Source organism: Fimbriimonadaceae bacterium (genome assembly GCA_019454125.1).
Classification (GTDB): domain Bacteria; phylum Armatimonadota; class Fimbriimonadia; order Fimbriimonadales; family Fimbriimonadaceae; genus JALHNM01.
This window is the reverse complement of sequence record CP075365.1, coordinates 2,214,643-2,241,413: the sequence shown is the minus strand read 5'-3', so window position 1 is coordinate 2,241,413 and position 26,771 is coordinate 2,214,643. Positions and strand designations below refer to the sequence as shown.

The following is a 26,771-nucleotide window of genomic DNA, read 5'->3' as shown; positions in this document are numbered from 1 at the left end:
GGCTAACCTCCTTCGCTCGCTGATTCTGCGCGATACCGTCCCCGGTATAGACGGTTCGATTACTCACGTTCGGATAATGGCAGGGGGCTATGCGTCGGGTCTGCCATAATAACTCTGTCCTCAAGGATCGGGACACTCCTAGGATGGTCGTTACAATGTCGCCCCGGGAACGGCGAGTTCTCGAACTTGCCGCACAGGGCTTAACCGACAAAGGAATCGCCGTTAAGCTCGGCATCTCCGCCACGACGGTGATAACTTATTGGTCGCGGATAAGGGCTAAGATCGGCCAACATCCTCGGACCGAACTCGTGGCCGCCTTCGTGCGGGCGTCGACCGAAGCCGACATCGCCGCCCTCAAAGAAGAGTTGCGCAAGATGGCGGTTCGGGAGGAGGAACTTCGCCGCGATTTCGCGAAGATGGAGCACATCCTTGATGCGGCCCCTGAAGCGATGCTGGCGGTCGACCCGGCCGGGGTCGTCCTCCGGGGGAACCAGCTTGCGGCCGAAATGCTGGCATGCCCCATCGAAAAGTTTTCCGGCGTGCGTGTGGGCAAGTTTATCCCTGAAGAGTTTCACGATGCGCATCGCGAATACCGCCGCGACCTGGTCGAAACCCCGCGGCGCGTCGAAGTGGCCCACGGCCAACCGGTCGAGATCCTGGACTACCACGGGAACCGTATCCTGGGTTTCGTCACCGTGAACGTCGCGCGCTATCCGGACAGCACGATCGCGGTGGTGATATTGCGAAAAGCGCGCTCGACAGACGACGCTGGTTTATAATGTCCGGTAGTAGGTGACACTATGCTAAAGCGACTCTTCGCCGCGATCCTCCTCACATCCCTGGTAGTGCCCGCGCTCGCTCAAAAGGTCGCGGCCGACAAACAGGAGAAGTTCGACCCCACGCGCGATGCGGCAAAGGACGTTGCCTATGGGGTGGAACTGGCCCGCAAACAGGGCAAGCGCGTCCTCCTGGACGTCGGCGGCGAATGGTGTCCTTGGTGCCACAAGCTAGACAAGATGTTTCGCGAAGACGTGGAAGTCGCAAAGACGCTTAAGAAACACTACGTCGTGATCAAGATCAACTATAGCGAGGAGAACACCAACGAGGCGGTGTTGAAAAAGTACGGGAAGGTCGAAGCCTTCCCGCACCTTTTCGTCCTCGATGAAAAGGGCAAAGTCTTGTGTTCGCAGGACACAGGGGCCCTGGAAAGTGGCGACCATCACGACCATGACAAAGTGATGGCTTTCCTGAACAAGTGGGCACGCAAGTGACCGTGCGCCTGGATCTCGCCCCGACTATGGCAGAATAGCGGGGTGAAACGATTGAGTCTTACTGCGGTTTCCCTTGCCGTCCTCAGTTTCGGCGTCGGGGCCTTCCACCCCGGTGTCGCCAATGCCGACCCGGTTCGGAGCAAAGGCGCCGCGAGCGTGTTTACAGAGGAGGCCACGTTCAAGATCGACTCCATGCACGCGCATATCGGGTTCGAAATCAACCACCTCGGACTTTCCGAAGTTCACGGCCGGTTCGATAAATTCGAAGGCACGATCCATGAAGACCCGGCAGATCTGACCAAGTCGAGGGTCGAATTCAGCGCGGAGGTCGCCTCGATCAATACCGCCGTCCCGATGCGAGACCAAGACCTGAGGTCGGAGAGATACTTCTCAGCCGAGCAATATCCGACGATGACTTTCAAAAGCTCGAAAGTTTCGAGGAATGGCGAGGGCTACACGGTGACGGGAGAGCTCACCCTAAGAGGTAAGAGTAAGGAGGTCACGATCCCCTTTAAGCATTACGGCCCCATAAAGGCCGGCCCGCAAGAGAGGATTGGTGTTGTCGCAGAACCGATCAAGATAAAGCGCAGCGATTTTGGGGTGGGCAGCATGGAAAAGATGCCCAATGGAACGCTGCCTCTGAGCGACGAGGTGATCGTGCGAATTTCTTTCGAGGCGATCAAGGCAGAATAGCCGCGCCGGTCTTGTGGGAAGAGTCGGGCTCTGGGGAGTCGTTCTGCCAGAGGGATCTGTCACTCGTCGCGCGTGTCGGAAATCGGGGATTCCTACGCAGAACAAGCCTTTACGAGGTCGTTCCACTATCGGTCCGGAAGCTGAGAGCGCCGGAGCCGCTAAAGGTGGCGTGACCGCGGTATCTCAATGGGTGGGGGGAGGCAAGGAGCCTCGCGCACGGCGATCGTCGCTCCATCGAAGACGACCCCGTCCCGGGCGCGAATCGCTGGCCCTACAAGCTCGATGGGTACTTCCATGAGGGCAGACCGCCCGTCGATGTCTACGCGAATGTTCTGGCAGTCGAAGCACGCGAAGAGCTTGTGAAGGCTCTCAGCCGAGGCTCCAGAGGGAAGGTTCAGAATAATAAGGGTTCGAAAATTCAAGGTCGCAATCAGCAAAGCAAACGATGCTTCGGGCCGCAATCCAATGGATTCTGACGGCGCACCAAAGGAAGCACCTCTATTATACCCGCAAGGCGGTGGGCTAAACCTCGGTTACGTCAATTTCGTCAAGATTCCTCAGATTTAACCAAAACAGCCTATCGACTCGCTCGTCATAGCGATCATCTGGATTCCTCGTGGGGAGAGGACGACGAAGAGTGTTAGGGGCAATCGGCGCATGAGGCCATAATTTAAGTGTAGAGCAACGGGTCGCGCACGACTTTGCGCGGCTGAAATGTTATGGCCACCTTAGAAGACGTTCGCGAGATTGGATCGACCCTCCCTGGGACTGTGGAGGGTGCAGGCGCACAGTTTGGGTTGTCTGTGGAAATCAAGGGAAAGCTTAAAGGATATTGCTGGTCCTGGCTCGAACGCTTAGAGCCCAAAAAGGCCCGCACACCGAATTTGGACGTACTCGCGGTTCTAGTGCCGAGTTTGATGGCTAAAGAGCTTCTTCTTCAATCAAACACTGAGGCGTTCTTTACCGAGTCGCACTACAACAATTACCCTGCGGTCCTGGTGCGGCTTCCGCTGGTTTCGAAAGAGGAGATCGAGCCCCTTCTGATCGAAGCTTGGCGGTGCCGAGCACCTCGTTCGCTCATCGCAGAATTTGAACGTCCGCAATAGAACCACCCCACCGGAATCATCCGGCGGGGTGCTGCTTAGAGAGTTGTAGGGCTACCGCGGCTTCCGTGTTACTTCTTCCTCCAGTGGTCGAACGGATCTAACGGATTATCGCCGCTCATGTACCACGAGTTTCGATCCGACCAGTTCGTCCGGTATTCGTTAGCCCGTACCGACGTTCCCGGGTCGCTGGTCTTGTCCCGATACTGGTCGAACATGAAGCCAGTGAAGTAGTCGCGCAGTTTGGAATCCATCGAGCCAAAATAGGCGCTCTCCATCGTGCCTTGGCGGGTCGAACGAGACCGGTACTGCCAGCTTGTCCGGTCGCGGCGCGTGCTCGTGAAGTCTTGGTATTGACCGGTGTCTCGATAGCGCCGCTCTGTCCGGTCGATCATCTGGGTGCCACTCGAGTTGTTATCCCGTTGGCGGTCCATATTCTCGTCTCGATTGCGATCCTGCCGATCGTCGTCCTGCCCGCTGTATCGGGTGCTCGCCATCGCGTCATCTCGCCCCCGGTTCTTGATGTATTCATCTGCCGCGTAAGCCATGAACGCGCGAGCTTCCTTGACCGACTTTTTCCCGTCCACGACCTCTCGGGCGACATTGATCGCCAAGAAGTTCATCGCTTCGCTATTGCATCGGGCGGCGAGGATGCCTGAGGTTTTGTCCCAGATCAGGCTGCCGTTGAGTCGGGCGAGATCTGAAACTTTAGAATCGGGAACTTTGAATTCCACGGCGCTCATCAGGAAGTCGTCGTGGGGGGTGGGGAAGTTGTGCGGCACCGGGTCACTGGTGAGCAAAGTGTAAGCCCAAGGCCCGTTGCCGTACCACATCATAGATGTGGATGTCACGGAGTCAGGAGCGCCGTATCGCTCGCTCATTTCTCGAGCGACGTTTTGGATCTCCCGTGGCCAAGAAGCCGTTAACTGCTCGAGCTGCTGGGCATTCATCGGACGCCACATCTTCTGAGGCCCAGAATCCCACTGCTGGTTCATGGTGTCCTGGCCCTTCCGGTCTTTGTCGTCGCGATTCATGTCGCGCCCCATATCCTGCTGTGCCGTCGCCAAGCCGGCCGCCAAAAGGGCGACAGCCATGAACGCCGATCGTTTAAATCTTGTTACTCGCATAAGGAGTTCTCCTAAAGCTATAAACGAGCGTTCAATCCCGGAACCCGGCATAATGCGTGCCTTCTTATGCCTTTCTTATTCGCTCAAGACTTTAATTTATGGCTGAGACTGCCTCCAAAGAGTGGGCTAAAGTTGAACGTCCACCGGGCCATTTAGCATCCATACATGACCATAAGGATCGCGAATCTTCGAAGTGCGGCCATAGGGGAAGTTCTCAGGGGGACGGACGACGACGGCCCCAGCGACCTCGGCGCGGGCGACGATGCCGTCGACGTCCTGCACCTCCAGGTGCAGGATGACGGGGGTACCGCCAAGGGATTCGGGCGATACGTTGAACTCGGGAAGCTCGTCCGCCAGCATTACGAGCCCGGTGCCGATTCGCAGCTCGGCATGGCCGATCTTGCCCTCATAAGGGTGCCGCTCGCCGATCTCTTCGGCCCCAAAGACGTCCCGGTAAAACTCGATTGCCGCCTCCGCGTCGCGAACCGCCAACATCGGGGTGACCGCCTGCTGTTCTGACTCCACAAACCTCTTTGACGAGTCTGTAGCGGTCGCTTTGGGACAAAGCGTCCCTTAGAGCCGGCAAATCGGCGGAAGATAAGCCGACAATTCTAAATGTCCTCTGTTTTGGGGACAAGCGGTTCTTAACATAATCGGTAAAATCATTCCCGGATGTCGGGTAATCCGAGACGTGCCGCGAGGGTGACGTTGGCTGATGTCGCCCGACTTGCGGGAGTTTCCGTCCAAACGGTCTCGCAGGTTCTCGCCGGGACTCCCCAAGCCCGGATCGCGGAGAAGACCCGCGCCAAGGTCGCCGAGGCCGCACAGCAGCTTGAGTACCGCCCGAACCGCCTCGCCCAAGCCATGCGGCAGGGCAAGACCTACGTTATCTCGGTTTGGACGCACCTGGAAGTGCCGTGTCCGGCGGCGATCGACGCCCTTTGCGAGATCGCGCGGGTCGTCCGTCTCGACGGCTACGAGTTGATGGTGCACGAGATCCGCCCGCAGCGGACGGGGGAGAGCTCCTTCAGGCTGCCCCGGTTTCCGGCGGACGGGGCCTTCTGGCTCTCGATGGGCGACCCGGATTGCTTGCTTGAAAGCCAGCCGTTCTGTTCGGACGTCCCGGCGGTGATCCTCGGCTATTCGGAAGGGGGCAAGTCAGACGCCGTGTTCTGGGACCTCACAGGTGCCCTGCGGCACTTGCTGGTCCAGGTCGCGGGTGACGGCATCAGTGAGGTTTGCCACATCGGGCGTCGGAGGAAGGAGTACAGCCGCACGACTTTCGAAGCGGTGGCGAGCGAGCTCGGCCTTTGCCCGCGTTGGCTGGAGCCGGAGGATGAGAGCGGGATGCCCTCCATCCAAGAGCTGACGGCGTTTCTGGACGGTTCGCCGACCCCGAAGGCCGTTTTTTGCACTTCGATGAACGCGGCCCTGGTGGTTGAGCGAAAGCTGCTTTCACTCGGCGTCAAGTTGCCCCAGCAATGCCAGGTGTGGGCGTACTACAGCTCTTGCGAAGGTTTGGCGAGCGGCCCGCCTGTCTCGCTCGCCGCGGTGCCGGTCCCAGAGGCAGTGGAGCTTGCCTGGCAGATGCTGCGTGAGCGGATGGAGGGCTCCGATGCGGAACCGCGCGCCGTGCTCTTGCCCATGCCGCTGGTCGCTTGCGAGTGAGTCGACTTGGGTAGGATTCGTCCTGCCATGACTGCCGCCGATATCCTCGTCCGCCAGCTCGAGCGCCAGCAAGAGTCCTTTCTGAAGATGGTGCACCGCGTGCCAAAGGATAAGCTGGATTGGTCCCCGAGCGAGGGGGTGCGCAGCGTGCTGGACCAGTTCCAGGAGGTCGCGACAATCGTGGGCGACCACTGGGAGATCTACTCTGACCGGAAGATGGACTGGGACGAGGAGAAATGGGGCGCCTACATGGAGCGCAGGCAGCAGCTGAAGACGGTCGAGGAGCTTGAGGCGCGGCTTAAGGCGGACACGGCCCGATTGGTGGAATTCACGCGGAGCCTTGCGCCGGAGGAGTTTGCCGCCACCACCCAGATGCCCTTTCCAGGAGACCACCGCGTGGCGGACAACATCCAGTACCACGTGTGGAACATGGCGTACCACGAGGGCCAAATCGCGCAACTGCTCCAGCAACTGGGCATAGATCCCATGGGATAGGGAGCATTCTGGTGCCAGAGATACCAGGCTTCTTGGGCACTTCCTCCTGACTTTACGGGGCTTAACACAGTCTTAACCACGGGCGCCTGTCCGGGGCCGTAACCTGGCGGCGTGCGGAGCCTTCTCGCCGCATTTCAGGAGAGCCATGCAAAAATTCACCCTCACGTCTTTCGCGGTGTTCCTCGCCGCGGTCTCGCTTGCCCAGTACCAAGCCGAAGCCTTCAACAACGGCACGATCCAAGCCGCCGGTCCCCGCCCCGGCACGAACGGTAAGGCCTTCTGGAACATCGAAGGTTCTGGCAACGCCCCTCAGTTCCGCAGCTGGGGCGCCGCCGACTTCAAGGCTTCTGACTTCAACATCCCGTTCAACGTGGGCGACATCACGGACTTCCAGGTCTTCCTGACCCAGGCCAACGCGGCCTTCACGATCGACGGTGAGATCAAGTTCTGGCTCGCCACCGACAGCACCACTTCGATCGACCCCGGCACCTCTCCCTATGTTTGGCTGGACGGCGTGACCCCCGAGGGCGTGGGTACCCAGCTGACCCTCGTCTACCTGGGCCCCGGCTCGTTCCGCCAGATCGCGAGCGGCACAACCGACGTCTTCAGCTTCAACCTCACCCCGCAGGCCAAGAGCCTCTTGATCTCGCAGCTCAACTCGAACAGCCAAGTCCGCCTGGTCGTGACGCCGGACGAGGTCAGCGGCCCGGCCAACGTCGCCGCGACCTACGCGGGCTACACCAACTTCAACTACGACGGTCCCGTCCTCAGCTTCAACGCCACCGCTGGCAGCACTAACGAGGTGCTTGCTCCGACCGGCTTTGTCACCCGGCTTGGCCGCGTCGACGCCGGTAACGTCGGCAGCCTTGCCGCCGACGATGGCAACGTGCTTCGCGTCTGCAAGTTCATCGTGCCGAACCAGGCCGTGGACCCGGTCAACGTCGAAGTCTTCACGGTGACGACGAGGACCAACCCGAGCAGTCTGACCGCCGAGGTCAAGTCGCGCATGCAGACGACCGGCGCCTTCCGCCAACGCATGCAGTTCCTCGACACGACGAACAACACGTGGGTCAACGACCTCGACAACGTGAAGAACACTTCGTTCAGCACGAGCACGCTGACGGGCACCGCTCCGTTCAGCCGCTACGTCGCCGGCAACAACCGCGTGACCATGCGCTACACCATCCGCCAGACCGGCCCGGCCGGCGCCAGCCTCTGGTGCCACGAAGTCGACTTCGTGAAGTTCACGGTCGGCGGCTAAGCCCGCAAAGCCTGTCCTGCTATCCGGCTCCCGGCCAGCGTGCCGGGGGCCGTTTTCTTTTCCGAGGCCCTTAGTTGGGGCGGGCAAAGCGGTATCCTACTTGCTTCAAGCGCTCGTAGCTCAGTGGATAGAGCACCAGCTTGCGGAGCTGGGGGTCGGAGGTTCGAGTCCTCTCGAGCGCGCCACTCTTCCAGGCCCACTTTCGTGGCTCGCAATGAGGTAATTTTGTTGCAGGTCTTATGGGTCGTCGCACTTTTGACGCGGACAAACTGGGCGCGTTTGCGAGCGGCCTGTGCGCAGTGCACTGCGCCCTAACGGGTCTGCTCTTAGGCCTGCTGCCAGTCATCGGGGCGACGTTCCTCACGAACCCGTTCGTCGAGGCCAGCTTTATCAGCGCCGCCGTGATTTTTGGTTGCTGGGCGGCGTGGCGCGGGTTCCGGCAGCACAAGAAGTGGGGCCCCATGGCGCTCATGTTTATCGGCCTCGGGTTGGTCTTTTCCAGCCATGCCGTTCTGGTCCTTGGGCGGGAGGCGACGGGCCACGCCCACACCCATTCCCATGAGAACCCGGTCTTGGCGATCGGTGCGGTCTTGGGCGGCTTGACCCTCGTCGCGTTCCACATCTGGAACCACCGGCTGATGCGGGAAGCGGCTTGCGCCTGCGGCCTGTGCACGATCGCCGACGCGGCCGAACCCGACCACAACCCGCAGCAAGCCGAAGCTTAAGCTTTCCTCAGCCCAGCGCCATCGGCATCACGACGCAGAAGCGATCCTCCCCGTTCTCGATCGGCCTGATCACGGCCGGGCGCGAGGGTTCCGTCATTTGCGCGACGATGCCGTCGCCAGGAATCGCGCTGAGCGCGTCCATGATGTAGCGGCCGTTAAAGGCGATCTCCATGTCGCCGTTCTTGCTGATGATCGCGACTTCTTCCTTCGCTTCGCCGCGGTCTTCGGACCGGGCGGAGATCACGACCTTGTCGCCCACGCCGCTGAAGCGGACGCGGTTGGCGTTGTCCTTGGCCAGGATCATGGCGCGCTTCACGTTCTCGTGGAGCTCGGTGCGGTCGATGGTCCAGGTGCGGGTGAATTCTGCGGGGACGACCCTCTCCCAGTTGGGATATTGGCCGTTCAGAAGCTGGGCGACGATCTTTGCGGTGCCGACGTCGACCATCAGGCGCGTGTCGTCGAAACGGATGGTGACGGGGTCGTCGGCGGCGACGGGCAGGGTCTTGATCGTCTTGAGGGCTTTCTCCGGCACGATAACGTTGAGCGGAGAGCCAATGCCTTCCCGGTGCAGCCGGTTGACGGCCAGGCGGTGGGTGTCGGTGGCGACCATCGTGAGGAGGGCGCCGTCGTAGTTGAACAGCACGCCCGTAAGAAAGGCGCGGCTGAGGTCGTCGGAGACTGCGAAGATGACGGACTCCACCGCTTCAGTGAAGTCGCCCATGGTGAGGGTGAGCTGGGACTGCTCCTCGACCTCGGGGATAGGCGGAAACTCCTCTGCCGGCAAGGCGAGGAGTTTCCATTCGGACTGCCCGTGCTTCATGAGCACCGTCGTGCCCGAGATCTCGAAGTCGACGGAGCCTTCCGGCAGAGCGTTGACGATCTCGGAGAGGAGCCGCGCTTGGACGCAGACGGAACCGCTTTCTTGGACGTTTGCGACGCTGACGGCTTTCGCCCACATCTCCCCGTCACAGCCGGTGAGGGCGATTTGGGCGCCCTCCGCATCGATGAGGATGGCTTGGAGGACGGCGTGGGGCGAACGGAGGCTACTGGCAGAACCGGCTATGGCCAGGGCCTGGGACAGTTCCTTACGCGGGACGGTGACCTTCATTTAGGGGCTCGCGTGACTCAGGATTGAATGGGGAGATGATACTGCCAGAAGGACGGGCTTGGCGCGGTTTCCTGGACCTCGGCCCCCCGCATCCTCATCAGGAGTCTGATACGCACGTCGCTTTCTGCGGTCATTTCGGGTTGGGGAAGGCCCTGGATCGTCTCCACGGTCTTCTTCATGGCGAACATGTCTGCGGCCAGGTCCGGGTCGGACATCGCCGCTTGCTCCATCTCTGCCGTGAGCTCTTCCGTAAGCTCGTTACCGGCATAGAGATCGACCAATCGCTTGTAGAACTCTTTGTTCATGTCAGTTTCTCTATCGAACCGCCCAAGCGGTCCCTCAGGGCGCGCCTCCCCCGGTACAGCCTTGACTTGAGGGCTGGCACGCTGATGTTGAGTGTCTCTGCCGCTTCCTTGGCGGAGACGTCTTCCAAGTCGCAGAGGATAAGAGGCTCCCGGTACTCGAGCGGCAGCTCGTCGAGAGCTTGCTGCACGGTCACCCGCAGAGCGGCCCTATCTTCCGTCCCTGTATAGTGCGCGTCGGTCGGAAGCTCCATCAACTTGTGCTGGCGCATTTTGTCGATGCATAGGTTCCTTGCGATGCGGAACAGCCAGGTTCGAAAAGCCCCGTCGGCCTTGAGGTCCCGGGAGCGCCGGAGCACTCGTAGAAACGTCTCGGCCGTAGCATCCTCGGCGTCGCTCCGGTTCCCAAGCATTCGGTACGTGTACCGGAATATCTTTTCCCCGTAGATCGCGTAGATCCCGCCCAGAGCGCTCGGATCTCCGTTCGCTAGGGCTGATAGCCAGCGCCTTTCCGCTAAGGTGTCTTCTTTCGGACTGCCGGACATAGGGACGTGGGCTCGCGCAAAAAAGGCGCGGGGCCGTGAGTATAGCCCGGAGAAATCCCGGGCTGCCGTCAGTGAAAGAATTCGTCGGCCCTAATCGGTAGGAATGTTGATAAAGGTGGCCCTGGGCCTCTCGCCGGCCGCAGCGGCGCCCTCGACGCCTCCGATCATCACCAGGTAGATGCTGGACGGTTGAAGGTCGACGGAGACGGTCGCGTAGATCGCTTCGCCGTCGGCCCGCTTGACCACCCAATCGGACCTGCCCGAGTCCACCGTGATGGTCTGGGTGAGGCCATAGCGGATGTTGCCGGTGCTGAACTGCGGGTTGTCGCCGGGGCTCTGGAAGATGACGCTGGGGGTGTCGTCGCCTGCCCCGCGGTTAAAGCCGTGGAAGACGATGAGTTTCGCGAGGTTGCCTGTGGGGCGGGCCCGGTCGACTTCGATGATGGACTCGGTGAGGCGTTTTTCCTCTTCGCCCACGACGAACTTCTTCATGCCAAAGGCCACGCCAAGGTAGCTCTTGTCGCGGTCGAAGATCTTGAAGAGGTTCTCGAACACGGCGCTGTTGTCCGCCTGGCGGAGGGAGAGGTCCCACCCGTTGTCCGCTTCCGACCGGTACTCGAACCGGCGGAAGGCTGCAGAACGGCCGAGGTACTTGAGCGGGCCGCTGAAATTGGTGTCGTCCAAAAAGAACGCGAGGTCGCCGCCGTCGGCCGATCCATTGATGAACAGGATCTCCGGGTTCTTGTTGCTCGCACCGCCGCCACCCCCGCTTCCGCCGCAGCCGACGATCAGGAGAGTCGTGGCGAGCAAGAAGGCAATGGCTACCTTTCGGATCAAGAGCGTCCGCATTACGACTCGTAACGATACCAAATTTGAACTGAGCACTACGGTTTCTGACGTTGGGCGAGCTGTGGCAGGAGCACGGAATAGCACAGCGGGCAACCGAGAAGGCCGCTTTTTCTTACCTGGTCGAGGGTTTTGCCGCACCTAGGGCAGTCGTCCCGTTTGCCCGGTTTCGCGCGCAAGTCTTGGAGCAGCGACGCCAGGCCCGGCAACCCTGTCACACGGTCCACCTGGTGGAGGGAGACCTCTTCGGTCTCGCCCTCCCAAGTGATCCACACGACGGGTCCGCTCACGGTCTTCAGAACTCGGTGCCGGTGCGCGTCTCTTCGCGGTAGAGCTGCGTCAGCCGCTTCGTGAGCGGCCCGGGCTTGCCGTCCCCGATCGGCTGGGTGTCAAGGCTCACCATGGCGATGATTTCCGCGGCCGTTCCCGTCAGGAAGGCCTCGTCCGCGCTGAAGATGTCCCAGCGGGTCAGTGTTTCCTCGCGGACTTCGACGCCTTCTCGCTGGGCGAGTTCGATGGCGGTCGCGCGGGTGATGCCTTGGAGGATGCCGGAGGCGCGGTGCGGGGTCCGCAGGACGCCGTTCTGCACGACGAAAATGTTGTCGCCGGTGGCTTCGGCCACGTGGCCCTGGGCGTTGAGCATCAGCCCTTCTCCGGCGCCGGCGCGGTTGGCCTCTGCCTTGGCCATGATGTTGCTCGCGTAGCGGCCGATGCACTTGAGGCGCGGGTCGAGCGCGTCGGGATTGATCACACGGTAGGAGGTCGTGATGACCTCAAGCCCGGTCTCGTAGGCCTCCGGCGGGTACAGAGAGAGGGAGGAGACCATGACCATCACGTTCGGGGCCGTTTTGACCGCCCGGGGGTCGAGGCCGAGGCCCGTCCCTCGCGTGATGTTGAGGCGGATGTAGCCGTCGTCGATGTCGGCCTTCTTGCAGACGTCCAGGATGATGGCCCGCAGTTCGGGCATCGCGATCGACATCTCGTAGCCGAGGTACTTGCAACCGAAGTAGGCGCGTTCGAGGTGCTCGTCAAGCTTGAAAACGCGCCGCGCATAGATCCGGATCCCTTCGAACAGACCGTCTCCGTAGAGGTGCGCGTGGTCTGCCACATGGGTCGTGGCCTCCTCCAGTGGCGAGAGGCAGCCGTTCAGCCAAACAAGCCGGGGCATGGAGGGCAGTCTACTCCGGTCCCGCTGGGTCTGCGGGATCGAAACGGCCCGATGATCGTCAATAATATCGTCCGACTAGGAGCTAAGCGTTTGGCGAAAAAGCAGAGAAAGAATGTCCCAGCAATTATCTGGGTCTTCGGTGGAGTTATTGGATTAGGGGCGGCAGCACTCTTAGTCGCTGAATCTCAGTACAAACCTTTGGTTAGCCCAGGAACCAAGGTAGGGGAGGCGTCAATCGGTTTGCTGACCGATCTGGAAGCGGAGTCAAAGGTTTCCGCTTGGTGGGAAGGCGTCGCCACACGCAAAATTCCCTTGGAGTCCGATACGCTCACCTCAAAGGTCAGCCCCGCTTCGGCGCGCGATCTTGGTATAGAAATTGACTTGCAGCAAACGATGGCCAAGCTCCCCCGAGAGGACTTTTGGGCAATGGGCCGGCGCGTGGTCTTCGGCGAGGTGCCGAGTCCGCGCCGCTTTGCGCCCGTCGTAGCCTATCGCAACGGCGGTCTGGCCAGCCTCCGCTCGCAGATCGCGGCCGCTCTTCCCAAGCCTTCCCCGGCGAAGGTGAGCTGGGACGGCAAAGCCGTCCGCACGGTGCCGGAGTCGGTCTCGTACGAAGTCGACGACCAGAGCCTGAAGCAGCGACTGATGGATGCCGTCTTCACGGGCGATTCGGTCCAAGTGCCTCTGCGGAGCGCGAAGCCGCGTGTGAGCAATGAGGACCTCGCCAAGATCAAAGAGGTCGTTGCGAGCTACACCACGAACTACAGCGAGGGCAACGTGAACCGGGCGAGCAACATCCGCGTGGCCGCCTCCAAGATCGACGGCGTCATCCTGATGCCGGGCGAGTCGTTCAGTTTCAACGGCCACCTCGGGCGTCGGACTGAAGAGAACGGGTTCAAGCTCGCCGGTGTCTATGTCAGCGGGAGGCACGACTTCGATATCGGGGGCGGGATCTGCCAGGTCAGTACGACGCTCTATAACGCGGTGCTTTACGCGAACCTCAAAGTGAAGACCCGTTTCAACCACTCGCTGCCCGTGGCCTATGTCCCGCTCGGCCGGGACGCCACGGTGAGCTACCCGGCACCGGACTTCGCCTTTGAGAACTCCTTCTCGACGCCCATCGCGCTTTCGGCCCAGGCGGGGCGGGGCTCGATCACGTTCCGCATCCTCGGCACGAAGGACCCCTCCGTCAAGGTGGAGATCGTGACCGGGGGCCGCTCCAGCTGGGGCAACCCGGTCCGGTACATCGAAGACTCGAGCCTGCCCCCGGGCAAGCAAGTGGTCCAGGAGCCGGGCGGCGCGGGGCACCGCATCAGCTCGTACCGCGTGGTGATGCGCGACGGCCAGGAGGTCGCCCGCGAGTCGCTCGGCACGAGCACCTATGGTGGAGGGCCGCGCGTGATCCGGATCAACCGGTCCAAGCCGAAGGCAGACGCGAACGCAAATGCGGTCGCGACGGCGAAACCGGCTGCCAAGCCCGCCGCGACCCCGACCACGCCCGTCGGAAACCCAGAGTACGACCCTGCCAGTGGCAGGGCCCCGGGCAACGGCGCCGGTCTCTAGTTTCGCAGCGGTTTGCCCGTGTCGAGCATGTGCTTGATTCGGGCGACCGTGAGGCCCTCTTTCAGCAGTTCGTCGAAGGCCTTCCGCTCGTTGTCGAGCGCGTTCTCGAACGAGGTGGACTTCACGAGCACGTGCTTGGCACGGTCCCCGATGTTGTGGTCGTGTTCGCTGATCTCGCCGGCCTTTTGCAGGTTGTCGAGCATCTGGTCGATCATGCCGCTGACGGGGCCGGCCACGGCCGCCCACTCCTGCCTCGGATGCGCCACCGCCTGCAGGGCAAGGCGCTTGGCCTCGGTGAGAAGGCGGTCTCCGTTATAGACGGTGATGTCGCCCTCGCGGAGATAACCCAGATGGCGGGCCTCGTCCGCGTTCGTGGCGACGACGCCGAGGGTGAGGAGCCGGGCCGCCTCGACCAGGTTCTTGGCGCTCTGCTGGAACCGGAGCCGCATCATGGCGACCCCACCCCCGCCGGGTACCAGGCCGACCTTCGCCTCCGGGAGCCCGATCTGGGTCTCCGGGTGGGCGGCCACGATGGAGCAGGACGTCGCCATCTCATACCCGCCGCCAAGGCAGAAACCGAAGACGGCCGCGACAGAGGGGACTTGGGAGAGCAAGACGCCCAACTGCTGGAGGTCGACCAGGGCCGCGTTGACGTCCGCATATCTGCCCTCGTTCACGGCGTCGAGGATGAACTGGAGGTCGAAGCCGGCGGAGAAGGCGCGCTGCTCGCTGGTGAGCACGATCCTCTGCGCGGTCTTATCGTTGAGGAACGACTTGAGCGAGCGCACGACCGCGGGCGAAAAAACGCCCATCTTGTTCGTGATCCCGATGAGCGTGACCCCGTCGCCCATATCGCGCACATTGAAGCCTTCGCGCTGTTCAATGACCGGATAGTCTTTGAAGGTGCGGTACTCGGGCTCTTCCGGCCGGCTCTTCATGGAGCCGTCGAACCCTCGCATTTCGCCTCCAACGTAGAACTTCTGGGGGCGATGGTCCACCATATCCATCATTTCGAAGGGGCCTGCCTCCCAGCCAAAGCCCCACTTCATCACGCGGTCGAAGTCCTCCACGTTGTGGCTGACCTCCTCCTTCAGTGAGTCCGCATAGTCGAGCGTGCGGGGGAGGTAGGCGCGGAGGAACTCGCCCGCCTCGTCGCGAAGCTTGAGCCCTTCGCAGAGGCGCTCGGCAAGCGGCCTCTTAGAAAGAGCGGCGACGCTGGAGATGCCCGGTTCCTGCCGCACCCGATAGGCGAGCGTGGTGAGGTCGAGGGACATCAGTTCGCGGCCCTCGCGGCGGTAGTAGCCTTGGCCGACCTTCTCGCCGATCCAGCCTTTTTCCAGGAGGAAGGCGAGCGAGCGGGGCGGGTGTAGCACGTCCGTGTGGGGATCGTCGGGGCACCGTGCGATGAGGTTGCGGGCGATGTCGTCCATCACGTCCAGCCCGACCAGGTCGTTCAGGCGGAAGGACCCGGACCGGGGCCGACCGATCAGGGGGCCCGTGACGAGGTCGACCTGTTCGATCGAGAGGCCCAGCTTTTCAGCGACGTGGGTGGCGAGGAACATGGACCACATTCCGAACCGGTTCGCAATGAACCCTGGCGTGTCCTTCGCGAGGACGACGCGGCGTGCGCAGTCGCGCTCCAGGACGACCGACATCGCGCGCACCACATCGGGGTCGGTGTCGGCGGTCGGGATCAGCTCTAGGAGCTTGAGATAGCGGGGCGGGTTGAAAAAGTGGGTGCCGAGAAAGCGTTTGCGGAACGATTCGCCGCGCCCTTCCGCGAGGAGCTCGATCTGCAGGCCGCTGGTGTTGGTCGAGATAAAGGCGTCCTCGCGAAGCAGGGGCTCGACAAGGGCGAAAAGGCCCCTCTTGGCATCGAGTTTTTCGACGATGGCCTCACAAACCCAGTCCGCTTCGCCGACCCACTGGAGGTCCGCCTCAAAGGAGCCGAGCCGGACGTTTTCGGCGGTGCCCGGAACATAGAAGTGGGGCGGTCGGGCTTTCTTGGCCCGGTCGAACGCGTGCCGGACTGAGTCCGGTGAGACGTCGAGCAAACTGACCGAAAAGCCGAGGTTGGCGAGATGGGCAGCGATACCGCTCCCCATCGTGCCGGCCCCGATGACGAGAACGTTTTGTGGCTGCGCGACCATTCAAGGGCCATTTTGGCCCGTGCGGCTCGCCTTTGTGGCGGAGCGTCCGTTTAGAACGTCTTTCACGTTCAGTGAATTACTTGCCGTTCCGACGCTATAATGAGGGTTTGAAGATGCAGCTTCCTTTCCTGCGCGAGGTGAATCGATAGGCCGTTTTCCTGGTCGCCGCCCGCGGCCGGCCCCCGGCCCAGACATTAACGAGCGTCTGCTCCGGATCCCAGAGGTCCGATTGGTGGACGCGGAGGGGCAGCAGTCCGGCGTCTTGACGACGCGCGAAGCCCTCAACCAAGCCCGCGAGGCCGGCCTGGACCTTGTCCTGGTGGCACCGCACGCCCAGCCCCCGGTCGCCCGGATCGTGGATTGGGGCAAGTATAAGTACGAAAAGGACAAGCGGGAGAAAGAGTCCAAGAAGGCGAGCAAGGGCAAACAAGAGGTCAAGGGCGTCAAGGTCAGCCCCAATATCGCGGAGCACGACCTGGCCACCCAGACCAGAAAGACCCGGAGCTTCCTGCTGGACGGGGACAAAGTCCGCATCGTCTGCCGGTTCCGCCAGCGCGAACTCGCCCACCCCAATGTCGGTCGCGACAAGATCCAGAGCATCATCAACGCGGTCGAGGACATCGGAAAGCCGGACAAGGAACCGACCTTGAGCGGCCGCGAGATGGTCGTGGTGATCAACCCCAAGCCGCCCGCTAAGGCCAAAGAATCGAAGGGCCCGGCGGAGCCGGGGGAAGGGGCCGAGCCGACCGTGATGCAAGAGAAGTTGGAGCAGGCGATCGGGGCCGCCGAGGCCGAAAAGCCTGTGGTTCCGGGACCGGCTACGGAGTCTGAGGCGGAAGCTGAGGTATAGTCCGCAGTCCAGTCCGACAAGGGGTGACCGCAATGCCGAAGCTTAAGACGAAGAAGACCGCCGCCAAGAGGTTCAAGATCTCGGGCACGGGGAAGATCATGCGACGCAAGTCGTACAACAACCATATGTTCTTCCACAAATCGGGCGGGCAGAAGCGGCGCTTGGACCAGGAAGCGGTGCTCAGCGACACCGAAAAGAAGCGGGTCCGCCGGCTGCTCTGCATCTGAAAGGACTCGAAACCTCGTACCGTTACCGCCCTCGGAGGCTGGGAAGCGGTCAGACCACGCGAAAAACTGAGGAACACAAATGGCACGCATTAAGCGAGGCCTGATGCGCCAAAAGCGGCACCGCAAGCTGCTTTCCCGCGCCAAGGGCTATTTCCAACGAAAGAAGAACGTTTTCAAGAACGCGCACGAACAGGTCATGAAGAGTGGCCAGTACGCGTTCCGCGACCGACGGCAGCGCAAGCGCGATTTCCGCCGGCTTTGGATCGCCCGCATCAGCGCCGCCTGCCGGCTCTGCGGCGTGAAGTACAGCGACTTGATCCACGGCATGACCGTAAAGGGCATGCAGGTCAACCGCAAGATGCTCAGCGAACTTGCGATCGCGGATATGGACGCCTTCAAGAAGGTCGTCCAGCAAGCGACCGCTTCGTAGACCTGCCCGCCGACAACCCGGGAGCCCTGGCCGAGTTTGGCCAGGGCTCCTTCCTTTGTCCCCCGTCAAAAGCGCGGTTGTCGCGAGGAGTCGGCCCCGAAACTTGCCTAGGCTGCCGTGGCATGGGTTATTCTTAGGGAGGATCCGATCTTCGCTTTTTGTGGACGCACAACCATGATTCCCGCTTCTCTCCTTCGCCACTCGGCCGCTTGGGGCATTGCCCTGGTCGCCGGAATTGCCTCTTCCCAGATCCCGGTCGCGCCTGAGCGGCGCATCGAGCCGGTCCGCATCGCGCCCGCGATGCTGGTCGACGGCGAAGTCGTGCAGACCGGTCCTTGGCAGGCCGCAGGCGGGCAGGTGGGCCGGGCCGCAGCCGCGAACGAAATCGCCTTCGACCTCTTTGAGTTCCTGTTCGACCCGGACGGAAAACTCTATCCGGACGAGGTCCCGGGCTATGGCCCGAGCGCCGGCCTCGGGAACCCTGCCACCCGCTATCGGTACGTTCCCTTCAAGCGGAACACGATGGTCTATAACGACATGAAGCTGAAGCCGGAATCGGCGGGCGCGGTGGCGAAGCGGGTGGCGTTCGCTTGGGTGCAGGGCGTCGCGGAGCCCCTCCGGGTGTTCGCGGCGACCACCGAGAACTTCAACACGGCCAACCCGAACAGTTCGCAGGCGAGGGGCGATTTCACCGGCGTCACGATCGATTTCGGCACGGTGCCCCCCGGCGCGGGTTACTACTGGGCAGACGTCGACCTCGGCACCCTGAGCCTGGCTCTGCCGCGGGATGCAAACGGCGGTTATGTTCTCCAGCAGCTGGCAGCGGCCAACACGTTCTCGACCAGCAACACCTTCATGATGTGGGGTGCCAAGGCCCAAAACCCGGCTGCCCCGCAAAACCCCATCGAGTTCCAGTCGCTGGCCCTGAACAACGGCACCTTTTCACTGCCGGGGGACCAGGTGGACACGCGGTTTGGAACGCCGGTCGACCCGCTCGGCACGATGTTCGCCTTGCTTTATGAGCCGCCGGCCACGATCGCGCCGACGACGTTCACGGTGAGCCTTGGGCGGCTGGCTTCGGGCAACCTGGCAAGCCTACAGTCGACGGACGGCAATATGTTGCGTGTGTGCAAGTTTATCGTCCCGAACTTGGTCGTTCCACCCGTGCAGGTCCAAGTCGATTCTGCGTCGCAGCCGAATCTCACGCCTTCCCTCGTGAAGTTCAGGGTCACCTCTCGCATGGGGACGACCGGGCTCTTTTCACAGACGCTCGATATGTTCGATTGGGCCGGCAACCGCTTCGACCCTGTGGACACTTCGACTACCGTTTCGAACACGACGCTGAAGACGGACTACGCCACCTCGTCCGGTTCCGCGGCGCGGTACGTGCGGACGGGCAGTGGCACGCTGCGCGGCCGCTACCAGATCCGCCAGACGGGCCCGGCCAGCGCCCTACTCTGGTGCCAAGAGACCGACCAAGCCCAGTGGCTGGTCTTTGACTAAGCTCCGGGGTTCAGGCCCCGGAGTTACTCCCCAGGAACGCCGAGAAGGCGGCGGGCTCGGCCACCGCCCACTCAGAATCGTCGCCATAAGCGTGGCTCGGCTTACGCCCGCCGCCCCGGCCGTTGGCCCAGTAGGTGACGAACGAGAAGGCTTTTTGGACGGGGTCGCCGTCGCCGTTCCGCACGTGGACGACCACCATGCCGTCGAAGCTGCTCACTGTCGTGAAAAAGGTGCTGGTGTTGACGGCCGTGACGATCGTCGTCTGGTCGGCCATGAAGTAGGCGACGCCGTCGATTGAGATCAGGTAGCGCTGAGTGGCCGCGTCATACGTGCAAGTCCAATTCGTGGTGCCGCTGAGGCGGGATCCGTCGGCGGCTACGGTCCCATAGGCGAGCGGCACAGCGGCGGACAGGGCGTTGGCGGAAGTGCTCATGGCGTTGAGACGATTCTCCCCTTGCCAAAGCTTGGCGCGTTTTTCTTGCTGGGCATTCGGTCTCGCGTGGCGTCGAACAGGCGAAGGTACGCCTGGCCCTCTCCGGGCCGCTGTTCGAACCACGTCAAGTCATCGTCGAAGGCGTGCCGCGGCGCGGCGGCGACGTTCACGGCCGGGTTCGTTTTGTATGTTATAAACTGGAACACCCGTTGCAGCGCTTGGCCCTGACTGTTCCGGATGTAGACCAGGAGATTGCCACCGACGCTGTTCGTCGTGGTGAAGAACGTGCTCGTGTTTACGGCTGTGATGTTCGTCGTATAGTTGGCGAAGAAGTAGGTCTCACCGGTGATCGAGATGACGTACCGCGTGCCGTCGTACGACGCCGCCCAGTTGTCGGTGCCGCTTAAGCGCGAGCCGTCCGTGTTCACCGTTCCATATGCGATCGGTACAGCCGCCGAAACTGCAGAGTTGTACTTTTCGGTGACGGTGCCCGATTCTACATAGACGGCGCCGTCGTCAGAGCCGAGCTCGACCGTGGCGGGGTCGACGTCCTTCGGCGTGATGTTCGTCGCGCGCAAAGCGACAGAGTTTGGGCCGTTACTTTGGAAATATCCGCCGTAGCCGGCCGAATCGGCGATGCCTGCCACGCCGCCGCCCCCGCCGACCCCGACGACGCCGAACGAAGGGCCTGCACCCAAGATCGCAGGGGTGCCCGGATTGATAGGTGGGAAGGAGCCGTTCTGGCCGAAGACGGCGACCGCGACGGTGCCGACGTTGGAGACAACTCCGCCCTGGGGGCCAGCGAGCGTGACCGTCGATTCGCGCACAACGTTCCGGGCCACGATGCCGCTGCCCGACGTACTTTGCTGCACCGCTTCCAAGAGGCTTGTGCCGGCCAGGTTCAGGGTCACGGTGAGCCGGTTCGCCGTGTTGAGGAACTGGGTGCTGTTCAAGCCGTCGAAGAGGTCTGAGTTGAGGTTGTTGACGAGGGTCGCGGACGACACGTTGAAGGGCTTGGCCGTACTTGTGAAGCTCGGGGTCACGGCAAAGGTCTTGGCCGCCGTGATGGTCTGGACGTTGTTCACCAGCATGACGTTCGCGCTCAGGCGGGCGTCCGCGACCGTCCCAGTACCGATGTTTCCGGCATTGAGGTTCGTCAGGTCCGTTCCGATCCCTTGGAAAGTGCCCGCGATCATGCGGCCGCTGAGGTTCGCGTTGCCCACGTCCGCAGTGCCGGGGGTGCCGGTCTGGAGCCGGACGAAAGCGGGGAAGCCACCGCCCACTTGCGACTGCGCCTCGCGGGACGTCACGATGAGGAGGGCGGCCGCTAGACAGGTCGCGCCCATAGCCAACGTCACTCGGTTCTGGCTTGGGAGCGCGTGAAGCACGGCGGAAAGCGGGCGAACAGGAAGCAAGCGTTTCATGTGGTCACCAAACAAAGCAAGGGCAAGACACGCCCTGGCTATTTAACAAAAGTGATTATGCAGCGAAGATGAGGCGTCGCAGACACGGTCTAGGGTCCGAGACGCGGCAAAACCTGGGTGATGAACTCATCCAAGCTGGAAACGGCGTAGTCGGCTCCCGCTAGCGCGAACTCTTCTCGCGCGTCGGCGACCGCCTTCCCCCCGACGGCGACCTTGCCTTGCTGAGCTTGGGCGAGGTTCCGGACCAATTCGAGGGTTTCGGTGCGCGTCTCTTCGAGGTTCGCCGAGACCATCACCGCATCGGGGCGGTGGTGCTCGACCGCGGCCAGAAACGCCTTGGAGGGGACGTTCGCGCCGAGGAAGAGGGTCAGCCAGCCGCGTGACCGGAGGATGTCCGCCACCATGCGGATGCCGATCGAGTGCCAGTTCCCGGGCGCGCAACCGAGCACGGCGACCGGCGCACCAGGTTGCGCAGGGGGCACGCCGAAGAGCGCCCGGGCCATGAGGCGCTCGATGATCGCGCTCGCGAGGTGTTCCTGCCCCTCGTCCACCGCCTCGACCTCGAACCACCGGCCGATCAAGACCATCACGGGTTCAAAGAGCTTCTGATAGATCTCGGCGATGTCTCGGCCTTGCGCGAGCAGGATGTCGACGGTGCGGGTGCAGCTGGCCTCGTCGCCTTGGACCGCCGCTTTGGCGAAGGTCTTCACCTGGGCCGTGTCGAGGGGGCAGTCCTCCAAGGCCGTGGTGTCCGGCCCGAGGAGGCCGGTGAGCGTGTTCACAAGTGCCGCGTTCGCCAGAGAATAGTAGACCTGCCGTCCGAGCTTCGTTGCCCGGACGACGCCGTTCGCCCGCAGCTTCGCCAGGTGGTTGCTCACGTTCGGCTGCTTCATTCCGGTCAGCGCGACCAGTTCGCCGACTTTCTTCGGCCCGGTCCGTAAGTGGGCCAGGAGAACCCGCCGGGACGGTTCGCCAACTTCCTTGAACAGGTCTGCCATCGGCCTAAAACAGTGTTGGGACGCCATCAATATATCACTAACATGAACGTCTCATGTGCCGGCGAACCTATGACCGGCTCCCGGGCCCTTGCGAACACCCAGCCGGCCAATCCGAAGATATGGAAGTACAATCCAAGCTAGACAAGGAGATTTTCCACTGTGATCGCTGAGTTCCCCCCGAGTTCCCCGATGTCCGAGCCCGAGGCCAAGTTCCTCGAAGGTGTGCGCCGCTTCGTCGACGAATATGTCCTTCCCAACACCCGCGAATGGGAGAAGGACAAGCTGCCCGACGACGTGTTCAAGCGGTGCGCCGAGGTCGGACTGATGGGAATGACCGTTCCGCGCGAGCTGGGTGGTGGAGGGAACTCTTGTGTGGCCTATACCGAGGCGTGCCGTCTCTTGGCCCAAGGCGACCCAGCCCTCTCGATGAACGTGGCGGCGATCAACGCGCTCTGTCTGGCGCACCTGGTGAGCCTCAGCACGGACGAGCAACGTGAAAAGTACCTTCCCAGCGCGCTGAAGGGCGAGATGGAACTGGCCTGGGGCTTGACCGAGCCGGACGCCGGGTCGGACGCCCGCAGGGTGAAGACGAGCGCCACCCCGATCGAGGGCCGGCCGGGCTTTTACCACCTGAACGGCGAGAAGATGTTCATCACAAACGGCGGCCGGGCCGATATGATCATCATCATCGCCCGTACGGGCGAAAAGGAGCTCAGCGCCTTCTTCATGGAGACCGACCAGCCTGGATTTAAGTTGACGGGCCGCATCCCGACGATCGGCGTCTCGGCCAGCTGGACCTCGCAGTTCGAGATGCACAATGCGGTGGGCTGGCACACGCCCTGCACCTTTGAGGAGGCGATCGGGTTCCTTTACCGCGGGCGGCTCGGGATTGCGGGGATGGCACTCGGGATCGCGGAGAAGGCGCACGAGCTTGCTGTGGAGTACTCCAAGCAGCGGGAGCAGTTCAACCGCCGGCTCTGCGACATGCAGAGCGTGCAGAACATGATCGCGGACAGCGAGATGGAGGTCAACGCGGCCCGCCTGCTGCTGCGGCACGGCGCGGAAAAGTACGACCGGGGCGAACCGGTGGTCAAGGAGGCGAGCATGGCGAAGCTCTACGCCAGCGAGACTGCCAACCGGGTCACGAACCGCGCGATCCAGATCCACGGGGGCCGGGGCATGACCTACGATTACCTGGTCGAGAAGCTCTGGCGGGACGCTAAGCTCACCGAGATCGGCGAAGGCTGCAGCGAGATCCAAAGGATGGTCATTGCGAAGCAAGTGACCCGCTGAGGCGTCTTACTAAGCGTGGTTTCCCTGATCGCGTTGCTCGTCCTCGGCCAAGACGCCGAGGTCGAGCTTTATCGGCAATTCACTCCTGGTGCGTCGTCGTCTTTCCAGGTGCGGTCGCACCTTCTTTCGGAAGTGAAGGTCTATCCGATGGCGTATTTTCTACCTTCGGAAGTGAACGTCGACTATGACTTTTCGGTGAATCACGCAACGGCCAAGGCCGAGGGATTTTCAACTGTCTCCTATAAGCGTCCTGCGATGAAGATCACGGAAGGAGAGACGGCGGACCACCCGCCCAGGGCCACGACTGAAAAGGTCGATTGGAACTTTGTCTTCACCCTTTCGCCGATAAACGAGGTCACGGACATTAAGGAGTCGAAGGCTGCGCGCCAGGCGTCGCTGGCGGCGGTGCCGCTCTCCGGAGTCTTCGGTGGGCAAGAGCCGCCCGGGTTCGAACGGATGTTCCGAGAGATCCAAATGTTGGCGATCTTCGGGGGCAACCTGGAGTCCGCGCTCGACCTCAACCCGAAGCTCCCGATCGAACCGGTGAAGCCGGGGGACACCTGGCACAAGACGGTCGGCTTCCAGCCGCGCGAGCTCAAGGGGACGGGCCGGCAGGCCGTCCAGCGCCTGGACTACGAGTACACCTATAACGGCCTGGAAACCGTCAACGGAAAGAGGATCCACCGGGTGACGGCCAAGCTCGACCTGGACACGGACGCCCTGCCCTGGATGCTGCAGTCCTCCGGAATGGGCAGGGAAGACAGCGACCTCAAGGCCCTGAAGCTCCGGCTCGCCGCGACGATCGTCTTCGACCTGGACGAGAAGACGAAGGAGACGCTCACGGCGGACGCCCGGTCCAGCGGCGGGGTGGTCTTCGACTTTGAGAGCATCGAGGGCGAATCGGACATCGAGATCCGGTTGACGGGTAAGTCCACCATGCGGCGCGTCTCGGTCAAGTAGCATGGCCCCTGTTGGGGAAGCCTGAGTCGACAACCACGTCAGCCAGTCCGCTCCTGATCGGACTGGCCGTCTTCTTTTTCGCCTTCGTCTTGCGCGCGGCGGGGATCGGCTGGGGGACGCCCTATGAGCAGAGGCATTGGAGCCTGCATCCGGACGAGCCGGTGGTGGCGCTCTTCGCCTCGCAAGTGGACCCCCTCTCTGGCGACCTCGTGCCGACTGCCTACAACTACGGCACCCTCTACCTGAGCTTGCTATCGGTGGCGGACCGGGTTGCGGGCGCCTGGTCGCCGGTCGAGGTGACGGGCCCGGCGGACGCTTGGCGGCTCTTCGCGCGGACCCAGGCGGTGGGCCGCTGGATGAGCTTGCTGGCCGGATCCGCTATGGCTTGGGTGGCGTTCGCTACTTTGAGGAGAAGGACGAACGTTCTCGGAGCGGTCCTTGGTGGCTTGGCGGTCGCGTTCGCCCCAGGTTTAGTCGTCCATTCCCGTTTCCAGACCGTGGACGTGCTCTCCGCCCTTTTCGTCGCGCTGAGCCTCTATTGGGCGCTCCGCCTGGAGGAGCCGGGTTCGGAGCCCGGCGGCCGCTTGCCGGACCAGCCCCTGCCCCAAGCGGCTCTGGCCGGGCTTTTCGCGGGATTGAGCGCGGGGACGAAGTACAGCGGCGGGTTGGTGGTCTTGGCCCTCCTCGTCGTCTGCCTGGTGCAGAGGCGCTGGCGAGAGGCGGCGATAGGGATTGGCGCCGCCGCTCTTGCGTTCCTCATGACGACGCCTGGCGCGCTCCTCGACACGGCCGCGTTCTGGCGCGACTTCGCCTTCGAAGCGAGCCACACCTCCACGGGCCACGGGCTCGTCTTCGCAGGAACGTCGAGCGGGTTCCTTTACCACTTGGGGAACCTCAGCCTCGCCTTCGGCTCGCTGCTCTCCTTGGCGGGGTTTGTCGGCCTGGTGCGGGGGACGCTGCGTCGCGAGGCATCCTGGATCGGGACGGCGGTTTTCTTCTGCGCGTTCTACTTCTTGATCGGGCGGGCCGAGGTTAAGTTCTTGCGTTACGTGTTCCCCCTGATCCCGGTCCTGGCGCTGGGGTTTGGATCGGCGATGGGCGAGGCCCACGCCCGGGCCGGCCGTCTCGGTCGGGGGATCGTCGCGGCCGGGATCCTTGCCCTCGGCGGCCTTTTCGGCGGGGGGCTCTGGCTCTCCACGCAGGCGACGGCGGCGATGGCATCCGTGGACCCTCGCGACGATGCGGGGGATTGGCTCCGGGAGGAGCTCCAGACGAAGACGGTCGGCCTGGTGAGCGACGCCTGGTTCTACACGCCGACGCTCTATCCGGAGGCGGCCGCGCCGCGGTTCTTACCCCCCGGGCTCCGGGCCCTGCCGCCACGCGTCTTGCGTTACCAGCCCACGGACGGCAGCCCTGCGAAAGACTGGGACGTGCGCTTGCTGGACCTCGCCCCAGACCGCGTGGTCTTCTCCAGCTTTGAGATCGAGGGCGTGGAGCGCTTGCGGAACCTGCCGGAAGGGTCGGCCGCGCGCCGGGCGTTCACAGGACAGCTGGAGGATTACGTCGCGTTCGTGACGAGGCTCCAGCGGGAGTATCGGCTGGAGCGGGTCTTCCCTCAGGAAGCGGCTTTGCACCCTTCGCCGCTGTCCCAGGCGCACGACCTCATGTACGTGCGTCCTATCATCTGGGTTTGGACAAAAAAGACGGATTCCTCGAGCAGCGAGAGCTCTTCCTCGACCACCTCAAGTTCGAGCGGTCGGCAAGCGCCAACACAGTAGCGGCCTATGGGCGCGACCTCCTCTCGGCCGCCGACTTCTTTCAGTCCATCGGCCTCGCGGACTGGTCCGCGCTTGATAACGAGGCGGTCTCTCGGTACGAGGCGAGCCTTGGCCCGCCGCTCAAACCTGCCACGTTTCGGCGGCGCGTCGCCTCATTGCGATCGTTCCTGAAGTTCATGGCCCGAAGGGGGCAGGCGCCCCCCGCCGAGCTTCCGAGCTCTTCTGGGGCGCGGCTGGGGCGTCGGTTGCCGAAGGCGTTGCCTTTGGAGCGGCTCGAGGCGTTGCTCGCCGTGCCGGACCTCGCCAAGCCGACAGGGTTGCGGGACCGCGCGCTCATGGAACTGGTCTATGGCGCGGGGCTCCGAGTGAGCGAGGCAGTGGCCCTCGGCTTGGCCGGGCTCGACCTTTCGACCGCTTTGCTGCGCGTGACGGGCAAGCGGGGCAAGACGCGCGTCGTGCCTTTGCCGAGCGGGACTTTGGAGTGGTTCGAGCGCTACCTGGAGGCAGGGCGGCCGGCTCTGCAGCGGCGTCCGGTGGACGCGGTCTTCTTGGGCGCCCGAGGGGCGCCGCTCTCGCGATACATGGCGTACCGGATCCTGGAGTCGTGCGCGCGGGCGGCCGGGATCGAGGGCCATATCGGGCCGCACGTGCTGCGCCACACCTATGCCGTGCACCTGCTACGGGGGGGGGCAGACCTGCGGGCCGTGCAAGAACTGCTGGGCCACGCGTCGATCGCGACGACGCAGGTCTACACGGAGCTCGATATGGAAGAGGTCCGGCGGCGCTATAAAGAGTCGCACCCGAGGCGGTGAAAGAAAGCGGCCTCCCCGACTGCCGTCGGAGAGGCCGG

At 62.8% G+C, this 26,771-nt stretch carries 29 protein-coding genes and 1 tRNA gene; 18 read left to right on the top strand and 12 right to left on the bottom strand.

The features are described 5' to 3' along the window. Positions 1–155 precede the first annotated feature (155 nt). The 4 genes from KF733_10980 to KF733_10965 all read left to right on the top strand — a co-directional run bounded on the left by KF733_10980 (position 156) and on the right by KF733_10965 (position 3,070). Positions 156–779, top strand: coding sequence for a PAS domain-containing protein (locus KF733_10980; protein ID QYK55525.1), 624 nt, complete (start codon positions 156–158; stop codon positions 777–779). A gap of 21 nt (positions 780–800) precedes the next feature. Continuing rightward, positions 801–1,271 (top strand): thioredoxin family protein, encoded by a 471-nt coding sequence (locus KF733_10975; protein ID QYK55524.1) that lies wholly within the window; start codon positions 801–803, stop codon positions 1,269–1,271. Between the two features lie 42 nt (positions 1,272–1,313). Next, positions 1,314–1,964 carry a YceI family protein gene (locus tag KF733_10970; protein QYK55523.1) on the top strand — a complete coding sequence of 217 codons (651 nt, stop codon included), beginning with the start codon at positions 1,314–1,316 and terminating at the stop codon, positions 1,962–1,964. Positions 1,965–2,683: 719 nt separating this feature from the next. Continuing rightward, positions 2,684–3,070 (top strand): hypothetical protein, encoded by a 387-nt coding sequence (locus KF733_10965; GenBank protein ID QYK55522.1) that lies wholly within the window; start codon positions 2,684–2,686, stop codon positions 3,068–3,070. 68 nt (positions 3,071–3,138) lie between these two features. Here the strand turns inward: KF733_10965 and KF733_10960 are convergent, their stop codons facing one another. Both KF733_10960 and KF733_10955 read right to left on the bottom strand, forming a co-directional pair. Further along, on the bottom strand, positions 3,139–4,161 hold the full coding sequence (locus KF733_10960) for a hypothetical protein (GenBank protein QYK55521.1): 1,023 nt from the start codon (positions 4,159–4,161) through the stop codon (positions 3,139–3,141). Positions 4,162–4,320: 159 nt separating this feature from the next. After that, entirely contained in the window at positions 4,321–4,719 is a 399-nt protein-coding gene (locus KF733_10955) for a VOC family protein (protein QYK55520.1), read from the bottom strand. Positions 4,720–4,896: 177 nt separating this feature from the next. Between KF733_10955 and KF733_10950 the strand changes: the two genes are divergently transcribed. The 5 genes from KF733_10950 (at position 4,897) to KF733_10930 (ending at position 8,343) form a co-directional block, all read left to right on the top strand. After that, complete coding sequence (locus KF733_10950) at positions 4,897–5,862, top strand: LacI family DNA-binding transcriptional regulator (GenBank protein ID QYK55519.1); 966 nt, start codon at positions 4,897–4,899, stop codon at positions 5,860–5,862. 27 nt (positions 5,863–5,889) lie between these two features. Next, positions 5,890–6,357 carry a DinB family protein gene (locus KF733_10945; protein ID QYK55518.1) on the top strand — a complete coding sequence of 156 codons (468 nt, stop codon included), beginning with the start codon at positions 5,890–5,892 and terminating at the stop codon, positions 6,355–6,357. A 145-nt stretch (positions 6,358–6,502) separates the two neighbouring features. Further along, positions 6,503–7,618: a hypothetical protein gene (locus KF733_10940; protein ID QYK55517.1), complete on the top strand. Its 1,116-nt coding sequence runs from the start codon at positions 6,503–6,505 to the stop codon at positions 7,616–7,618. Between the two features lie 109 nt (positions 7,619–7,727). Further along, positions 7,728–7,803 (top strand) — tRNA-Arg (locus tag KF733_10935). 54 nt (positions 7,804–7,857) lie between these two features. Then, a complete protein-coding gene (locus tag KF733_10930; GenBank protein QYK55516.1) occupies positions 7,858–8,343 on the top strand; it encodes a MerC domain-containing protein in 486 nt (161 codons plus the stop codon). 7 nt (positions 8,344–8,350) lie between these two features. Here KF733_10930 and dnaN read toward each other — a convergent pair whose 3' ends face one another. From dnaN to ilvE, 6 genes are all read right to left on the bottom strand, one after another. Then, positions 8,351–9,451, bottom strand: coding sequence for a DNA polymerase III subunit beta (gene dnaN / locus KF733_10925; GenBank protein ID QYK55515.1), 1,101 nt, complete (start codon positions 9,449–9,451; stop codon positions 8,351–8,353). A 17-nt stretch (positions 9,452–9,468) separates the two neighbouring features. Further along, positions 9,469–9,756, bottom strand: a complete 288-nt coding sequence (locus tag KF733_10920) for a hypothetical protein (GenBank protein QYK55514.1) — start codon at positions 9,754–9,756, stop codon at positions 9,469–9,471. Beyond that, positions 9,753–10,298 (bottom strand): sigma-70 family RNA polymerase sigma factor, encoded by a 546-nt coding sequence (locus tag KF733_10915; protein ID QYK55513.1) that lies wholly within the window; start codon positions 10,296–10,298, stop codon positions 9,753–9,755. The genes KF733_10920 and KF733_10915 overlap by 4 nt, the downstream gene beginning before the upstream one ends. Positions 10,299–10,388: 90 nt before the next feature. Next, positions 10,389–11,147, bottom strand: a complete 759-nt coding sequence (locus KF733_10910; GenBank protein QYK55512.1) for a hypothetical protein — start codon at positions 11,145–11,147, stop codon at positions 10,389–10,391. 35 nt (positions 11,148–11,182) lie between these two features. Next, positions 11,183–11,434, bottom strand: a complete 252-nt coding sequence (locus KF733_10905; GenBank protein ID QYK55511.1) for a hypothetical protein — start codon at positions 11,432–11,434, stop codon at positions 11,183–11,185. 5 nt (positions 11,435–11,439) lie between these two features. Then, positions 11,440–12,312, bottom strand: a complete 873-nt coding sequence (ilvE, locus tag KF733_10900) for a branched-chain-amino-acid transaminase (protein ID QYK55510.1) — start codon at positions 12,310–12,312, stop codon at positions 11,440–11,442. Positions 12,313–12,693: 381 nt separating this feature from the next. Between ilvE and KF733_10895 the strand changes: the two genes are divergently transcribed. Then, positions 12,694–13,875: a VanW family protein gene (locus KF733_10895; protein ID QYK55509.1), complete on the top strand. Its 1,182-nt coding sequence runs from the start codon at positions 12,694–12,696 to the stop codon at positions 13,873–13,875. Here KF733_10895 and KF733_10890 read toward each other — a convergent pair. Continuing rightward, the gene (locus KF733_10890; GenBank protein QYK55508.1) at positions 13,872–16,025 is read right to left on the bottom strand and encodes an enoyl-CoA hydratase/isomerase family protein; all 2,154 of its coding nucleotides are present in this window, start codon (positions 16,023–16,025) and stop codon (positions 13,872–13,874) included. The genes KF733_10895 and KF733_10890 overlap by 4 nt on opposite strands. 229 nt (positions 16,026–16,254) lie before the next feature. Between KF733_10890 and infC the strand changes: the two genes are divergently transcribed. The 4 genes from infC (at position 16,255) to KF733_10870 (ending at position 19,035) form a co-directional block, all read left to right on the top strand. Next, the gene (gene infC / locus KF733_10885) at positions 16,255–16,875 is read left to right on the top strand and encodes a translation initiation factor IF-3 (protein ID QYK55507.1); all 621 of its coding nucleotides are present in this window, start codon (positions 16,255–16,257) and stop codon (positions 16,873–16,875) included. Positions 16,876–16,907: 32 nt separating this feature from the next. After that, positions 16,908–17,102: a 50S ribosomal protein L35 gene (rpmI, locus tag KF733_10880; GenBank protein QYK55506.1), complete on the top strand. Its 195-nt coding sequence runs from the start codon at positions 16,908–16,910 to the stop codon at positions 17,100–17,102. 79 nt (positions 17,103–17,181) lie between these two features. Further along, entirely contained in the window at positions 17,182–17,532 is a 351-nt protein-coding gene (gene rplT / locus KF733_10875; protein QYK55505.1) for a 50S ribosomal protein L20, read from the top strand. Positions 17,533–17,706: 174 nt separating this feature from the next. After that, on the top strand, positions 17,707–19,035 hold the full coding sequence (locus KF733_10870) for a hypothetical protein (GenBank protein ID QYK55504.1): 1,329 nt from the start codon (positions 17,707–17,709) through the stop codon (positions 19,033–19,035). A gap of 10 nt (positions 19,036–19,045) precedes the next feature. On the opposite strand, the gene KF733_10865 is transcribed toward KF733_10870, so the two are convergent. The 3 genes from KF733_10865 to KF733_10855 form a co-directional block, all read right to left on the bottom strand. Beyond that, the gene (locus KF733_10865) at positions 19,046–19,468 is read right to left on the bottom strand and encodes a hypothetical protein (protein QYK55503.1); all 423 of its coding nucleotides are present in this window, start codon (positions 19,466–19,468) and stop codon (positions 19,046–19,048) included. After that, complete coding sequence (locus KF733_10860) at positions 19,465–20,892, bottom strand: hypothetical protein (protein ID QYK55502.1); 1,428 nt, start codon at positions 20,890–20,892, stop codon at positions 19,465–19,467. The genes KF733_10865 and KF733_10860 overlap by 4 nt, the downstream gene beginning before the upstream one ends. Before the next feature lie 89 nt (positions 20,893–20,981). Continuing rightward, on the bottom strand, positions 20,982–21,890 hold the full coding sequence (locus KF733_10855) for a metalloregulator ArsR/SmtB family transcription factor (GenBank protein QYK55501.1): 909 nt from the start codon (positions 21,888–21,890) through the stop codon (positions 20,982–20,984). Positions 21,891–22,049: 159 nt separating this feature from the next. Between KF733_10855 and KF733_10850 the strand changes: the two genes are divergently transcribed. The 4 genes from KF733_10850 to KF733_10835 are packed head-to-tail and all read left to right on the top strand — an operon-like array spanning position 22,050 to position 26,733. Beyond that, positions 22,050–23,183, top strand: a complete 1,134-nt coding sequence (locus KF733_10850) for an acyl-CoA dehydrogenase family protein (protein QYK55500.1) — start codon at positions 22,050–22,052, stop codon at positions 23,181–23,183. 15 nt (positions 23,184–23,198) lie between these two features. After that, on the top strand, positions 23,199–24,143 hold the full coding sequence (locus KF733_10845) for a hypothetical protein (protein ID QYK55499.1): 945 nt from the start codon (positions 23,199–23,201) through the stop codon (positions 24,141–24,143). A gap of 11 nt (positions 24,144–24,154) precedes the next feature. Further along, positions 24,155–25,921 carry a glycosyltransferase family 39 protein gene (locus KF733_10840; GenBank protein QYK55498.1) on the top strand — a complete coding sequence of 589 codons (1,767 nt, stop codon included), beginning with the start codon at positions 24,155–24,157 and terminating at the stop codon, positions 25,919–25,921. Next, positions 25,834–26,733, top strand: coding sequence for a tyrosine-type recombinase/integrase (locus KF733_10835; GenBank protein QYK55497.1), 900 nt, complete (start codon positions 25,834–25,836; stop codon positions 26,731–26,733). The genes KF733_10840 and KF733_10835 overlap by 88 nt, the downstream gene beginning before the upstream one ends. The last annotated feature ends 38 nt before the right edge of the window (positions 26,734–26,771 follow it).

Coding starts and splice junctions, on each gene's coding strand:
- KF733_10980 (QYK55525.1), top strand. CDS start 156: ATGTCGCCCCGGGAACGGCGAGTTCTCGAACTTGCCGCACAGGGCTTA.
- KF733_10975 (QYK55524.1), top strand. CDS start 801: ATGCTAAAGCGACTCTTCGCCGCGATCCTCCTCACATCCCTGGTAGTG.
- KF733_10965 (QYK55522.1), top strand. CDS start 2,684: ATGGCCACCTTAGAAGACGTTCGCGAGATTGGATCGACCCTCCCTGGG.
- KF733_10960 (QYK55521.1), bottom strand. CDS start 4,161: ATGGCTGTCGCCCTTTTGGCGGCCGGCTTGGCGACGGCACAGCAGGAT.
- KF733_10945 (QYK55518.1), top strand. CDS start 5,890: ATGACTGCCGCCGATATCCTCGTCCGCCAGCTCGAGCGCCAGCAAGAG.
- KF733_10940 (QYK55517.1), top strand. CDS start 6,503: ATGCAAAAATTCACCCTCACGTCTTTCGCGGTGTTCCTCGCCGCGGTC.
- KF733_10930 (QYK55516.1), top strand. CDS start 7,858: ATGGGTCGTCGCACTTTTGACGCGGACAAACTGGGCGCGTTTGCGAGC.
- dnaN (QYK55515.1), bottom strand. CDS start 9,451: ATGAAGGTCACCGTCCCGCGTAAGGAACTGTCCCAGGCCCTGGCCATA.
- KF733_10920 (QYK55514.1), bottom strand. CDS start 9,756: ATGAACAAAGAGTTCTACAAGCGATTGGTCGATCTCTATGCCGGTAAC.
- KF733_10915 (QYK55513.1), bottom strand. CDS start 10,298: ATGTCCGGCAGTCCGAAAGAAGACACCTTAGCGGAAAGGCGCTGGCTA.
- KF733_10910 (QYK55512.1), bottom strand. CDS start 11,147: ATGCGGACGCTCTTGATCCGAAAGGTAGCCATTGCCTTCTTGCTCGCC.
- ilvE (QYK55510.1), bottom strand. CDS start 12,312: ATGCCCCGGCTTGTTTGGCTGAACGGCTGCCTCTCGCCACTGGAGGAG.
- KF733_10890 (QYK55508.1), bottom strand. CDS start 16,025: ATGGTCGCGCAGCCACAAAACGTTCTCGTCATCGGGGCCGGCACGATG.
- rpmI (QYK55506.1), top strand. CDS start 16,908: ATGCCGAAGCTTAAGACGAAGAAGACCGCCGCCAAGAGGTTCAAGATC.
- rplT (QYK55505.1), top strand. CDS start 17,182: ATGGCACGCATTAAGCGAGGCCTGATGCGCCAAAAGCGGCACCGCAAG.
- KF733_10870 (QYK55504.1), top strand. CDS start 17,707: ATGATTCCCGCTTCTCTCCTTCGCCACTCGGCCGCTTGGGGCATTGCC.
- KF733_10865 (QYK55503.1), bottom strand. CDS start 19,468: ATGAGCACTTCCGCCAACGCCCTGTCCGCCGCTGTGCCGCTCGCCTAT.
- KF733_10860 (QYK55502.1), bottom strand. CDS start 20,892: ATGAAACGCTTGCTTCCTGTTCGCCCGCTTTCCGCCGTGCTTCACGCG.
- KF733_10855 (QYK55501.1), bottom strand. CDS start 21,890: ATGGCAGACCTGTTCAAGGAAGTTGGCGAACCGTCCCGGCGGGTTCTC.